This window comes from Solibacillus sp. FSL H8-0523 (assembly GCF_038051985.1).
Lineage (GTDB): Bacteria > Bacillota > Bacilli > Bacillales_A > Planococcaceae > Solibacillus.
Genome location: NZ_CP150291.1, coordinates 1,855,896 through 1,869,813, shown reverse-complemented (window position 1 = coordinate 1,869,813; position 13,918 = coordinate 1,855,896). Strand labels below are relative to the sequence as shown.

General features: G+C 37.5%; 12 protein-coding genes and 1 tRNA gene. 5 read left to right on the top strand and 8 right to left on the bottom strand.

The window, feature by feature from the left end; translation table 11 throughout:
- Window positions 1-861, bottom strand: a complete 861-nt coding sequence (locus NSQ62_RS09285; protein ID WP_341323643.1) for a hypothetical protein — start codon at window positions 859-861, stop codon at window positions 1-3.
- Window positions 862-1,016: 155 nt separating this feature from the next.
- Here NSQ62_RS09285 and NSQ62_RS09280 point away from each other — a divergent pair, with 155 nt between their 5' ends.
- Window positions 1,017-1,427 (top strand): GNAT family N-acetyltransferase, encoded by a 411-nt coding sequence (locus tag NSQ62_RS09280; protein WP_341323642.1) that lies wholly within the window; start codon window positions 1,017-1,019, stop codon window positions 1,425-1,427.
- A 46-nt stretch (window positions 1,428-1,473) separates the two neighbouring features.
- Here the strand turns inward: NSQ62_RS09280 and NSQ62_RS09275 are convergent, their stop codons facing one another.
- Entirely contained in the window at window positions 1,474-2,484 is a 1,011-nt protein-coding gene (locus NSQ62_RS09275; RefSeq protein ID WP_341323641.1) for a hypothetical protein, read from the bottom strand.
- A 357-nt stretch (window positions 2,485-2,841) separates the two neighbouring features.
- On the opposite strand from NSQ62_RS09275, the gene NSQ62_RS09270 reads away from it, so the two are divergent.
- Both NSQ62_RS09270 and NSQ62_RS09265 read left to right on the top strand, forming a co-directional pair.
- On the top strand, window positions 2,842-4,524 hold the full coding sequence (locus NSQ62_RS09270; protein WP_341323640.1) for a HAMP domain-containing methyl-accepting chemotaxis protein: 1,683 nt from the start codon (window positions 2,842-2,844) through the stop codon (window positions 4,522-4,524).
- Window positions 4,525-4,819: 295 nt separating this feature from the next.
- A complete protein-coding gene (locus tag NSQ62_RS09265; RefSeq protein WP_341323639.1) occupies window positions 4,820-6,235 on the top strand; it encodes a phospholipase D-like domain-containing protein in 1,416 nt (471 codons plus the stop codon).
- 153 nt (window positions 6,236-6,388) lie between these two features.
- Here the strand turns inward: NSQ62_RS09265 and NSQ62_RS09260 are convergent, their stop codons facing one another.
- From NSQ62_RS09260 to NSQ62_RS09245, 4 genes are all read right to left on the bottom strand, one after another.
- Entirely contained in the window at window positions 6,389-9,154 is a 2,766-nt protein-coding gene (locus tag NSQ62_RS09260) for a 5'-nucleotidase C-terminal domain-containing protein (RefSeq protein ID WP_341323638.1), read from the bottom strand.
- A 616-nt stretch (window positions 9,155-9,770) separates the two neighbouring features.
- Window positions 9,771-10,064: an RNA polymerase alpha subunit C-terminal domain-containing protein gene (locus NSQ62_RS09255; protein WP_341323913.1), complete on the bottom strand. Its 294-nt coding sequence runs from the start codon at window positions 10,062-10,064 to the stop codon at window positions 9,771-9,773.
- Between the two features lie 62 nt (window positions 10,065-10,126).
- A complete protein-coding gene (locus NSQ62_RS09250) occupies window positions 10,127-10,204 on the bottom strand; it encodes a VOC family protein (RefSeq protein ID WP_341323912.1) in 78 nt (25 codons plus the stop codon).
- Window positions 10,205-10,330: 126 nt separating this feature from the next.
- Entirely contained in the window at window positions 10,331-11,593 is a 1,263-nt protein-coding gene (locus NSQ62_RS09245; RefSeq protein ID WP_341323637.1) for a M48 family metallopeptidase, read from the bottom strand.
- Window positions 11,594-11,763: 170 nt separating this feature from the next.
- On the opposite strand from NSQ62_RS09245, the gene NSQ62_RS09240 reads away from it, so the two are divergent.
- Both NSQ62_RS09240 and NSQ62_RS09235 read left to right on the top strand, forming a co-directional pair.
- A complete protein-coding gene (locus NSQ62_RS09240) occupies window positions 11,764-11,985 on the top strand; it encodes a hypothetical protein (protein ID WP_341323636.1) in 222 nt (73 codons plus the stop codon).
- Between the two features lie 140 nt (window positions 11,986-12,125).
- Window positions 12,126-12,198 (top strand) — tRNA-Val (locus NSQ62_RS09235).
- A gap of 105 nt (window positions 12,199-12,303) precedes the next feature.
- On the opposite strand, the gene NSQ62_RS09230 is transcribed toward NSQ62_RS09235, so the two are convergent.
- Window positions 12,304-13,437 carry a site-specific integrase gene (locus NSQ62_RS09230; RefSeq protein ID WP_341323635.1) on the bottom strand — a complete coding sequence of 378 codons (1,134 nt, stop codon included), beginning with the start codon at window positions 13,435-13,437 and terminating at the stop codon, window positions 12,304-12,306.
- A gap of 85 nt (window positions 13,438-13,522) precedes the next feature.
- Window positions 13,523-13,720, bottom strand: a complete 198-nt coding sequence (locus tag NSQ62_RS09225) for a helix-turn-helix domain-containing protein (protein WP_341323634.1) — start codon at window positions 13,718-13,720, stop codon at window positions 13,523-13,525.
- Between the last annotated feature and the right edge of the window lie 198 nt (window positions 13,721-13,918).

Below are 13,918 nucleotides of genomic sequence, written 5' to 3'. Positions count from 1 at the left end.
CTACTGTTCCTTATATATATACGAGTCCCAACTTATTTTATACTTAAGTGCTAGTAAATCGGCTAACTCATATGCGAAATAATCGGTTGTATCAATTTCAAACTCCACCGTCTGGATACATGAGTTCGCTAAATGTAGCAAAATCGTTTTTAATAAGCACTGCATTTCGAAAGAATTTGTTTTCCCCATCCAACCAATTTCCACATGATTTTCTTCAACTGGATGCACAAACATATATGCACTAATCTTGCCATCATCATCAACAACAATACATGGTACTTTCATATCTGGCGCATCATCAAGGACTGCAGCACGCCAAAGCTGCCACTCTTTCTCCTTTGCTTCATTATGTAAATGTGTCTGCTCATAATTGAATTTCACTAATGAAAACAGCTGTTTTTCAAGTTGCGTATTGCCTATCATTTGTTGTAATGAACAGCCATTTGCTACTTCAGGTACATGTTGAAGCGTTTGTAGTAAATCATTTACTAAGTAGCTTTCCATATACGTTTTTCGAAATAATTGGAAACAAAAGTTTTTCATATAACCAAGCTTTTCTGTTTCATATTCCCAGCACGATAAAATGACTTTATCATGCCCATCCATATTCTCAAGCAATGCTTGCATGAGCTGTGGTTGATAACCCGTTGCGATGATTTGAATATATTTCGCCGTTGGATGATTTGGGTTCGTCCAACTAATTCCAATTCCATTGACTTGATCATTTTCAGTTACAATAAACAGTTCGCTAAAACGCTTGGCATCTATTCGCCATTTTACTGTTTGTAGTGGCTCTATTAATAATGCATTTAGCTGTAAATTCTCTAATGCATGTACTTGCTGAATCGTACTATTCGTCACGCTCAATCACCCTTAGTAATTTTTATTTTAATTATATACTGATAAACCCACAGAATTATTGTATAATTAAAAAAATTCACTCTGGAGGTAACGTGCGATGTTACTTTATAATTGAGAATCACTTCTAATCCAAAAAAATTAGGAGCTGATTTCAAATGAAATTTCAAACAAACATAGACAATATTACAGAAACGATGCTAAACGGCTTTTTTGTCGATTGGCCAAATCCGCCAAATCCCGAAACGCATTTAACACTATTACAAAATAGTGCGCATATTGTGCTCGCGATTGACGACGAAAAAAACCAAGTGGTCGGATTTATTACAGCAATTAGTGATGGTGTGCTTAGTGCATACATTCCCTTGCTTGAAGTGTTACCAACCTTTAAAAATCAAGGCATTGGCAAGCAGTTAGTTGAACAAATGCTTGCACAGCTTCAAGACATTTATATGATTGATTTGTGCTGTGACGATGATTTAGTGCCGTATTACGAACATTTCGGATTGTTTAAAGGCAATGCGATGCTAAAGCGGAACTATCATATGCAGACAGGAAAACAATCATAAATTTTAAAAATCCAGCAGACACACCACGTGTTTGCTGGATTTTCCTTTATAAGTTCTGTTCAAGCTGCTTTTTCAAAGCAACCGCATCATCCGCGTAAACCCCTACATACTTGACCTTTTTCTCAAAGCCCCCGACAAAGTGAATCGTTTGCGGTGCCTTAAACTCCAACACAAATGCAGGCTGATCATCGGTATTACCAAGCACCTTCATGTGATATACCTCGTCACTTTCAAAGGCGTCATGAATCGCTTCAATATGCCCGACATAAATAGCTGCGCGCTTCATTAACCCATTTGAAATGTACAGCTTTTGCCCCATTAACTTTGTTGGATTTAATACAAGCGCTCTTGCATCTGCGATTAAGAAAATGATGCCGTAAATCGATAGAATGGTGTGGACCCACGCTAAAATCGGTAGGCGGTCATGGAAAAACCAGTGAAACGCCACCGCTTCAAATAATGCTGCATGAAAGATCATCACCAGCATCGGCACATACATCGTATTTTTATAAACGGTAAAACCAGTCGCATCTGCAGGTTTTCGCCAGCTCAAGAAAGCATAATAAAACACTAGTATTTCCGAAGCAAGCACACTAATAATCGGATTGCCCTTCGCCTTTTCAGCTACAAGTTTTGGAAACGCAAATACCGTTTGCTCCTGCTGCTCCTTCACCGCATGTATTATAGAAGGAACATATTTTACAAAAGCGATCAGGATACATAATTCAATTACAATCAGACAAGCCTCTATTGCAAAAGCTGTCCCAGTCAAATAGCGAAATGGTTCGAGAAAGCTCGCTGGAATGATGAAACGTGCGAGGACAATCCCACCCGCCGCAAAAATTACCGCTTTTTTAAGCGACCACTTTTTCATATGTAATAGTAACAATGCCGGCGCAACAACCGCACAATCAACGAGCGAGCCGATTACCATACCGCGCACTTCTACTTCTGTTAATGTGTGAATAAATGATAATTGAAACGCCACCGCATTTCCTACCAATACAATCACAGCGGCCAGAAGCCATTTATAGCGACTTACCTTTTGAATGACCATTTAAATTCCCCCTTTATCGGTTTATTACCTATATTTTAACAGAAATACCATCAAAACATGTCCGCTTCTTTACATTTTGTCAAACTAATGAGTAACTACTCCTTTTTATTTGTCGAATATTCCATGTCTATATTCATAGTTAAAATACACTTTTTAACATTATTATCTTTAAAACAACAACGAGCAAACATGCTTTTTAGCAATTAAATTCTCTTCCACACTTTAAATTCCTAAAAAACCAAAAAAATTCTTCCTTTAATATCCCTATTCCCTTCATTTCTACACAATCCGACAAAACTCTACATGTGTATGTGATAATAAGAAAAATATAACAATTTAAAAGATAGGGTGGACTTTATGAGTATTGGAAAAAAATTAAATATTGTACTATTTATCTTAGTTGCAATTATTGCCGCTTCAACAATTATTAGCTCAATTAGCTATAACACAATTCAATCACGTACTGATGAGGCAATGGATGTCCGCATGGAACAAGTGCGAATGATTGATGATATACGCTTTAACCTAGCGATGCAGGGTCTTTATGCACGTGCACTCATTGCTGATCCGAAAGAAGAAAACGTAACAAATTTAACAAATTATGCAGATAAATTAGATGCAGGCGTTGAGTACTTAAAGCAAAGCTCTGACAATCCAGAAATGGACGCACTTATTAATGATCTGATTAACTTTAACGATGATTTCAACGTTCAAGCGTCAAAATTAATTGCATCTTATAAAACGAGTCCTGGAATCGCGAAAGATATTGTGAATAATAATTTACAAGAATCAAACGTGGGCATTTTGACAACCGCAACAACAATGGCAGACATTGAACAGCAGCGATTACAAGCAATCAAAGAGGACACTGCAAAAACCATTAATCTTTCAAAATCAACAACGATTGCAGTATTAATTATTAGTATCATTATCTCTTTAGCTGTTGTTTTATATATCCGCAAGCGCATTACACAGCCACTTGTAAAAGTAGCAGATGAGGCAACAAAGATTTCATCTGGTGATTTAACGGGTACCGATTTAAACGTCGTAACAAAAGATGAATTAGGCACATTAACAAATGCCTTTAACACAATGCGCACAAATTTACGCGACTTAGTACAAAATGTACAGCAAAATACTGAGCAATTAAGCGCCTCTTCAGAAGAGTTATTTGCGAGTACGCAGGAAGTGACTGCGACAACGAACGACGTAACAAAACGCGTGTTTGATACATCTGAAGCGGCTCAAAATTCTTACCAAATTGCTTCTGACAGCGCGACAGCCATGGAAGAAACAGCCATTGGTATCCAGCGAATTGCAGAAGCAACACAAACGTTAAACAACAAAGCCGTGGAAGCAAGCCATGTCGCTGCGACTGGCCTAACAATTATTACCGAAGCAAAAACACAAATGGCCACAATCGATGAATCAACAGTCATCGTCAACGAACTTGTGACGAAACTAGCCAAACAAACAGAAGAAATTAACAATATTTCGCAAGTGATTACCGCAATTACTGATCAAACAAACCTACTTGCCTTAAACGCTGCCATTGAAGCGGCGCGTGCAGGTGAACATGGTAAAGGTTTTGCCGTGGTAGCCGATGAAGTACGTAAGCTTGCCGAGGAATCGAAAAATTCTGCGACATTAATCGTTGAATTAACACAAGAAATCAAACGTGATACAGCAGACGTTGAAAACGCCGTGCGCCATTCATTAAATTCTGTAAAAGAAGGCGTCATCATCATCGAAAAAGCGGGCGAATCATTCAATCAAATCGAAGTCGATGTAGAAGATATGAAAAACTCGATTCAAGATGTTTCTGCTACATCAGAACAATTATCGGCAAGTGCTGAGGAAGTGACTGCTTCTGTTAACGAAATTGCAAACGGCTCAAGTAAGGCAGCCGAAAGCATTGAAATGATTGCTGCAGCAATGGAAGAGCAATCAGCATCAATGGAGCAAGTAAGCGACGTAGCAGCAGCGGTTACCGAAAACTCACAGCAACTACAAGTACAAATCCAACAATTCCGCGTTTAACCCATAACACCTCCCCTTTTGTCGGGAGGTGTTTTTTATTGCCCCTTTTTCAGGAATAGCATTAATGAGACATTCATGAAACCTTTTATGCTTTCATACGTATTTAGTAGTTAGTACTAATTGCAATTAATAAATTAATTTCAGTGGGGTTTGAACCCCACTGAATTAAGTTATGCCCCCGGCGGATGTCACAGATTTTTAAAGGAGTTTTTCGAGTATATCGAAAAAATCTGGACGCAATTACGCCGAGGCGTAATTGATTAACCATTACTAAAATTAGAAATGAGGGATGGATTTGAAGAAATGGCGTAAAAGAATGGGGATACTCGTTACAGGACTTATCGCAATTCCACTCGTCGTCGGCATTGTCTATTATGTAAAGCCACTGCCACAGGGTGTTTCGGTAGACGGAAACTTACATAATGACAGCGACGTGCGTTTCGTTTATGACGTCACGTATGATAATAATGGCCGTGTCATGGAGCAGCATTTATATGATGAGATGCTACGAATTATTGATGAAGCCGAACACTCACTGGTAATTGATATGTTTCTATACAACGACGATTATGACCGTTCAAAGGGCAGCTACCCTACTCGTGCGGATGATATCACAAACGCAGTGTTAGCAGCGATCAATGACAATCCAGCACTCCATGTCACAATTATTACAGATGCCATTAATAATATGTACGGCTCGGCTACACCCGAAAACTTTACGAAATTAGCAGATGCGGGAGCTGAAGTGATTTTTACAAATATGAAGGCACTTCCGGATTCAAACCCGCTGTACTCGAGTATTTGGCGCTCTTACTTACAATGGTGGCCGGTTTCACAAAACGGCTTTTTACCGAACGCCTTTAACCCAGATGGTGACAAGGCCTCGATTGGCTCGTACTTAGATTTAGTGAACTTTAAGGCCAATCACCGCAAAGTTGTATTAAATGAACAACAGGCACTCATTACGTCTGCGAATATTACGCATGATGGCAGTAGCCTTCACTCCAATATCGGCTTTGTTGTGACGGGTGACATTTTGCAAGACATTTACAAATCTGAGCAAGCCGTAGCTGCCCTATCAGATATCACACTTCCTGAAGTCGCATGGAACTATACAAGTGAACCAGCTGACATGCAGACGAAGCTTGTAACAGAAGGAAAAATTGAAAAAACACTCCTTGCAATGTTAGACGGGGCATCTGAAAATAGCGAAGTTAAAATCGGCGTGTTTTATTTAGCAGACCGTGATGTTGTCAAAGCAGTAAAGGCTACAGCAAAGCGCGGAGCTAATGTCGACGTCATATTAGACCCGAACAAGGACGCGTTTGGCATCGAAAAAAACGGCATTCCAAATCGCCAGGTAGCAGCCGAATTTGTAGAAAATGGCATCGATGTGCGCTTTTATGATACAAACGGCGAACAGTATCACAGTAAATTTGTTTATGTGAAAACTGGTGATGACGCACAGCTACTCGGTGGCTCGGCCAACTTCACACGTCGAAATATCGCCGATTTAAATCTAGAGACCAATTTATATATGGAAATGCCGGCAACGAGCGAACTCGCAACAACCATTGAAAGCTATTTTGCCCGTATTTGGGACAATGAAAACGGTCAGTATACAGTAGATTTCGAGGTGTACGAGGATCAAGCAGTGTGGAAAAAGCTATGGTATCGTATTCAGGAGTCTACAGGCTTGTCGACATTTTAATATAGGCGGGGTCCCCTGCTTTATATTTGTGAGCATCTAGTTCGAAAAAGTAGTAGCGCCCTCCAATGTTTTGGGGGCGCTACTTTTGTCTTTATAGGGGTATGACCATCCCAGCAATCTACTCAGCGTGTACTACTGATACAAATAAATGGACTAAAAAATAATTTCTCCATTCACTTTTACATTCTTAGAATTATAGTCCTTCGCATCGAGTCCAGTAAGGTCTAAATTTCCTTCTACGAGTATATCCACTAAATTAAATGCACGTGGAAGTTTTCCAGTAATGATGAGGTTTCCTTTTACTACAGCATTAGTAAGAAGCGTTACATTTGTTACATGCACTCTTACATCCCCCCTGTATACTTTTGGAGTTTGTAAAGTACCAGAAAAATCGGTATCTTTAATCGTCCCTCCAGGAAGTTCCAGAACTTTTCCTACTACATCTACAATACGCCCTTCTCTATTCGCATCAACCGTTTTAAGACTTACAAGATAATCACGGAAATTTTCCCAATCAGATAATCCTAAATCCTTCACTCGTCCTTCTGCGTATGCTTTAGCTAATACCGCAAAGCCATCCCCACCTTTAGCTGTAAAGGCGTTTGTCGCGATTGTATAGACGGTGTTATTTAGGAGTTCCGTGTAGGTATTCGATGCATTTTTATACTTAATCGATACTACACGTTTTCCAACAGGCTTGGAGGAGTCATATTCCACTTTTGCACCGGATACATGTAAGAAACCACCATTTTCTAGTGGGAGATCTTTCAAACTTGTTTCAAATGTTTGTTTTATTTCCGCACCCGTTAAATTCATCGTTGCTAATGTGTTGCCAAACGGAAGCACCGTAATCACTTCACCAATCGTAATCGGTCCTTGATTGATTCCAGCTCGTATTCCACCACCATTTTGGAATGCCATAATGACGTTGGGATTATACGTTTTCGCTTTCTGTAGCATCCCATCCGTAATTAAGTTGCCTAATGGTGTTTCATTTCGTCGAACACTATTGGATTCTGTACGTGGATTATCAAATGCTTTGACTGCTCTTGCCCCAGTTTCCTGAGCGGAAATCTGTTCTACTTTTGCTTTATACGGTTGAAGTAGTTTGGCAGCTCCTTTATCTTCTACTTTGTCAGCAATCTTAATTAATTGGCCTTCATGGCGAACGACTACACCCCTCTTATCAAATTCAACTTCCAGTGTTCCTAGGTATTCATTATATTGAGAGGCCTGCACAATAATAGTTGGTGTGTGGTTCTCATCAACGATTATCGGCTGAGCCAACTGTGTATGACTATGTCCACCAACAATTACATCAATTCCTTCGACCATTGATGCTAAATTTAAGTCATTATCAATGGTTGGGTTGTCATCATATCCGATATGAGTGATCGCAACAATTTTATTAACGCCCATTTTTTCAAATGCATGGACTGTTTTTTTCGCTTCTTCAATATAGTTTTTAAAGGCAATAGACCCCGGACTTGAAATATCTCGTGTCTCTGCCGTTGTTAAGCCAAAGAAACCAACTTTTTCGCCATCTACTTCTTTTACAATGCCATTATATATTTTCCCGTTTTTTGGATTACTTGTTATCGATTCGCTAAATAAATCTTTAAACTTGGCATCCTTTGAAAAATTAATATTTGAACTAACAAATGAGAATTTGGCACCTTTAATAAAATTTACTAACGCCTGATGTCCTTCCGCGCTAGCTCCTAAATCAAATTCATGGTTACCAAACGTCATAATATCATAGCCCATTAAATTCATGAATTGTAAGTCTGCTTGCCCTTTAAATGCATTGAAATATAATGTTCCAGAAAACACATCTCCTGCATCTAGAAGTAATGCTTTCGGTCTAACTGCACGCACTTCCTTCACAGCTGTTACTTTTTTGGCTATTTGATTTAAATTGGCATGTGTATCATTTGAATGCATTAGTGACAAGGTGAAGCGTTTTATCGGATTTGGTGTTCTTAATTCACGGTTTAAATAATAAAACCTTTGTAAATGATTAGCTGATTTTTGATTGTAATCCACATACATGCCTTCATAACCAACTACTTTGTTCGAAACATCTTTATTTTCAATTCGTTCCTCTAAAATTGTCGGTTTATTATTCGCTTCATCACGATTCACTAGCTTTGCATTCACAAGTTTTAGGAGTGATTGACCCTTTCCTCCCGAAGCTGCGGATACAATGATTCCAGCGTTTTTATTTCCACTGACATCAATCGTGCCACTTAATGTAACAGTTGAGCCATCTACATAAATTGCTGCATCAGCACTTTTAATTTTAATATTTGTGATGGAACCGACTGTTTTCATAAATTCTAGCGCATAGGAATTGTCTCCCTTTTTCGAAAATTCCCCAGTTAATGTATAGCCATTTCCGTTAATATGCTTTTCTGAAGTAATCTTTAGTTTTTCTTCTACTTTTATATCCTTTTGAATAGTAATATTCTTAACCTTTGGATTGTTAATTGCTGATTTTAATTCTTTTAATGTATTCACTTTCACATCTGTAGGTGGGGTTACTACGACTAAATTAGCTATAGCTGCTAGTAAATTATTCATTGCTTTTGTTACATCAGACTGTGATGCCTTTGAATCTTTAAATATTCTTTGGGCTGCTGAAAGTGCCTGTTGAAATTTATTCCAACTATCTACTGTATAATCTTCTTTTTTGTGATTGAACAATTTGTTAATCGTCGTTTGCAGGTTTGTCTTGTCCACTTTTTGTACGGGTTTTTTATCTTTTCCATGGCCTTTTTTGTTATCTTTTTTGTTAGCATTTTTGTGATCATCTTTTTGTGCGTTTACCTCACCTATTGGGGCAACTACGAAAGCTGAAGCAACTAAAGTTGTCGCAATACCTGCCTTAAATAACTTTTCATACACGTTTCTTTTCATCTCAAACCTCCTGAAAATAGATAATCCTTAATAAGTGTATGCGACGACTCTACTAATCATAATTAGTTGTCTTGTATGTATTTGTCGTAACACCGCTCGAGAGTTGCGGGAGCGTATGTTAACACGCTCTTATCCCCATATATTGGAGGTGGTATTCTTGAAAGATAAGAGTCAAATATTATTAGGCCTCATTAGCGGTTTGTTACTATGCTTTCTAGGAACTTATAGAATCATTATTTATAGCCCCATGTCTTTATTAGTTGCATATGTTTTTACAATAACTGGACTTATAGGCTCAATAGTTTGTGCCGTAAAATTGTTTAAAATTGCTCGAACTTAGCGTTGCTTTATTGCAACGCTTTTTTGTTGTTATTACGCTTAATGATTAAAATTAGTAGTAGCATTTTCGAAGAAAAAAAAGACACAATCCCTTGTACTAGAATTGTGCCCGATTGCTGAAGAAACTAAAGCGAAATTTTAAATACTTTACCTTTCCTCACAAAATAATTGATTATCACTACTTAATAGACGCACTCCTTATTAAAGCAATGCGCCAGATTGTTGAATACAAATTTTTCTATTTCGTAAATTTATCGAGTAGTCATATTCTTAATACTTAGTTTCTGAATGATAATCCAATTTCCTTTAATGCAGACCTAAGTTTCGGTAAAGAAGCAGGTCCCATACCATGAAATTGTAAAATCTCTTTTTCACTATATGTTGATAGCTTTTGTAAAGAAGTTATCCTATTGTTTTCCAATGCCCGTCTTGCAGGTGCAGAGAGCAGTGAAAGAAATCCATTATCAGGTTTACGTTCTTGCTCACAAGTTGGACAGGTCGGACAATCACTACTTTTATAATACTTGTGTCCTTTGTTACAAGTCCTTAAATTTTTTTCTGAAATAGTCACTTTAAATTGGTTCCTTTTCTTATAATATTCTTTCACAGTTCAATCCTATAACAACTATTAATTTATTGCACAAAATTAAGTTGCCATGAAACACCAAACCGATCATTTAGCCAGCCAAATTTCTTACTGAAACCAGTCACCTACCTTTTCCCAGAAAATGAACCAGTTGTTGAAAAATTAATCAGCTATAAAGTGAAACTTCAATCCGTGGGGGGTTCTTGATCGCCCACCTAGTCTTACGGGTCCCCTTAAGTCTTGAGGTTCTTCTATTCTTCTTCAGCTTGATTAGCTACTTTATTGATTCTTTCTAACATGGGCGGATGGGAGTAGCGAAACCATTTGACAAGTGCTGGTGGATTTACTTCGCTAAGTCCAGCTTTAGTCAACTGTTGAAACGTCGAGACCGCTGCCTCTGGATTTTCAACTAGTTCCATTGCATATTCATCAGCTCGAACCTCCTGATACCGTGAAACTACATTTGAAAGTGGGCTTGAGAAGAATACTAGGAATGATGAAATCAATAAAAATAATGGAAATGAATTAATATTGCCCATATGTTTAATTTTTAATAGCGATCCATAGCGACGGATCATCCAAGGCATGATTTTTGCGATTAGCCAGAGTCCAATGAGCGTCATCGACAAATAGACAGCGATGTTTAAATAAATATCCTTCACCACGTAGTGTCCCATCTCATGTGCCATGATAAAGAGTATTTCCTCATCCGTTAATCGGTTTAAGGTCGTATCCCACAGCACAATTCTAGAATTCTCACCAATCCCTGTCACATACGCGTTTAAAGCATTCGTCTTCTCTGACATATTCACCTCATACACATGCTCTGAAGGAATATCCGCTTGCTCTGCGAGTGAAAGAATCTTCGTCTCTAATGCTTTATCTTGTAGTGGAGAAAAATCATTGTAGATGGGGTCGATCAAGACTGGTTGGATGAACATAAGGAACAGTGAAAATGGCACAGTTAACGCCCATGCATAAAACCACCATCTCTTCGGACTTTTTTTGATGAGCCAATAGAGAACCGATACCATAATAACCGCCATCCCAAAATCCAGCCAAAAATCAATCACATTATCCCTCATCCATGAGGAAAAAAGCTGCGTACTAATCCCATAGCTTTTGCTCAACATATACTTGTAATAGTCTAGTGGGAATTGGAGGATGAACAAGAGAACGGAAAGTAAAAATACATACATCGTATTTCTCCAAATGGCCCATTTTTGTTGTTCAGGGCCCCATCTCTCGAACAAATGCGATATACCCGTAATCAAAATAACAAAGTAAAGCAACCATTCAAACGGTGTTGCGATAAAAAACAGGAAATTTCTTATCTTTGAAAACTCTTCGCTTAACACCATTTCCTGCGCTGTTAGAAAAGTACTCGGATCCGCTACCGTTCCTTTAAGCGCGGCGGGTATCCCGCTATTTTGGCTATAAAAAAAATAGATATACATCGCCACAACATACAGACCAAATGCAAGAACAGCTAATAAACCACATTTTTTCGTCATTCCTTCTACACCTCAATTCATTCGTTACCCTATCCTATTATTAAAGTCTAGAAATCATTTCCCCTAAGTTTGGCAATCTCCTTTTCTGACAGTTCTATATGCGCCTGAGTCATCATAAATTGAAAAAAATTCACTCAATCTTCTATTTGAGTTCACAAGGAGTGTATGAAATGTTTTATGCCATTCATTATCTAGAAAATAAAACCGCTGTATTAAGTCAATGTCTACAACGTATCCCCCAAGTCGATGAAAATATAAAAATTAAAGGCCGTAAAGGAAAAGTAGTAAATGTCATTCCAATTGAAGAAAGTAAATATCACGTCCATGTAGAGTTAGAAAAACTAATTAAGAAGGAAACATTACTAAAAGATGATAAAAAGAAAAAACGTTAATGCGTAGGAGAAAAGCGCGGACAACTCATTATGTAAAAATAGCATAATAAAAAGTGAAATTATAATGATTTTCTATATACCTCTCCCCTCTTAAATGCTACAATGATTTGTAAGAACATGTTATTTTTGTATGTGATCATGGTCTTGTAGCTCAGTTGGGAGAGCACCACCTCGACAAGGTGGGGGTCGCAAGTTCGAGACTTGTCGGGACCATCTTATAAATCACCCTACAAACGTTGATATATCAACGTTTGTAGGGTTTTTTTTAGATAATCCTTGTGCAAAAACTCGATTTTTTGGTCAATGGTCACGGATTGGTCACAGATTTTTTTCCAGTGCTTTTTCAAAAATATCTGCTAAATCATTGTCTTCATTTGGAACGAGATGAGCATATGTTTCTAATGTGATTTTCGCATTCGCATGACCTAAACGTTTTGATACCTTTACAACATCGACACCACTAGAAATTAAAATGGATGCATGTGTGTGACGAAAATCGTGGAATCGAATAGAGGTTACTTTAGAAGATGTAATCAATCTCTTCAACGCTCGTAACACATTTCGCGGGTCTTGCTTTGACCCTGTTTCCGTACAAATCACAAAATCCTCATCCTGATAAAGTTCACCAAGTTGCTCTTTCCAAATTTCTTGTTGTGCGCGATATTTAATTAATTCGTTCACAACCATATCCGATATTGGTACGATTCGTTTTGATTTTAGAGTCTTAGTAGACGTTAAAACGTAACCTTTTTTTGGAATATACGCTAACGAACGTTGAATACGAATTGTTTTATTGGCAAAATCAATATCGCTCCAGTTCAACCCTAATATCTCGCCTCGTCTCATTCCCGTATAAATGGCAAGAAAGAAAGTTAAATAATGTCTTTCTCCCTTACAATGTTCAAGAAACGCATTGATTTCATCATAAGACCAAATTTTCATCTCTTCTTTTTTCACTGCCGGTGGATCCGCATCAGTAACTGGATTATATTTAATACGTTTCCATTTTACCGCTTGATTGAATGCTTGATTTAGGGTTTGATGCATTTTACGAATATAACTTGAACTATACCCTTCATCAATTTTAAGGTTATAAAAAGCATCAATATCTTCTGTCGTAATTTTTGATAAAGGTTTATCCCCAAATGGATTCTCTCTTATTAAATGTTTATCGATAAGAGATTTAGCATTAGATGCCGTTGTTTCTTTAATTCGTTTTTCCAAGTGCGTTGTAAACCAATTCTCAATGAAGGAAGAAAAAACTTCTTGACTAGGTACTACATAACCTTGAGTATGAACTTCATTAAGCACTTCGTTCAAAGCTGCTTCTGCATCTTTTTTCCGTTTAAAACCACCTTTGGTTAATTGTTTACGTTTTCCCGTTAAAGGATCTCGCCCAATATCCACTATATATCGATAGGCATTTCCTCTCTTTTTTACACTGCCTTTCATTATTATTGCTAACCTCCATTTAATCTTGTCTATTAATAAAGGTAAGCAAGTGATCTACTTTCATTTTGACCACTTACTTCCTGTTCTATAAGCCACACGCCTGCTGCTGTGAAAGCCAATTAAAAAATTTATCTTTTAAAACTCGTTTACTACGACCAATTCGAATCAATGGAAATGAAGTCTGTTCCATCAATTCATAGGCCGTTGGTTTGGAAACCATCAAAATTTCGGCTATATGTTCAGCAGTTAAAATCACTGGATAATCTTCAAGACTTTTATGCATTGTTTATATGTCACTCCTTTCGAAAAAGAAAAAACCGCAGATGAACATAACCATCAACATAAAATGAAGTGGTTATATTCCCTACGGTTTTCGCTTATAATGGGATTTAATATTTAATTTGAAAAGATTATACCTTATTACTTTTCATATTCTAAGTACTTATTATATATTTTTTAAAATTTTTTTTGATAGAGTAAT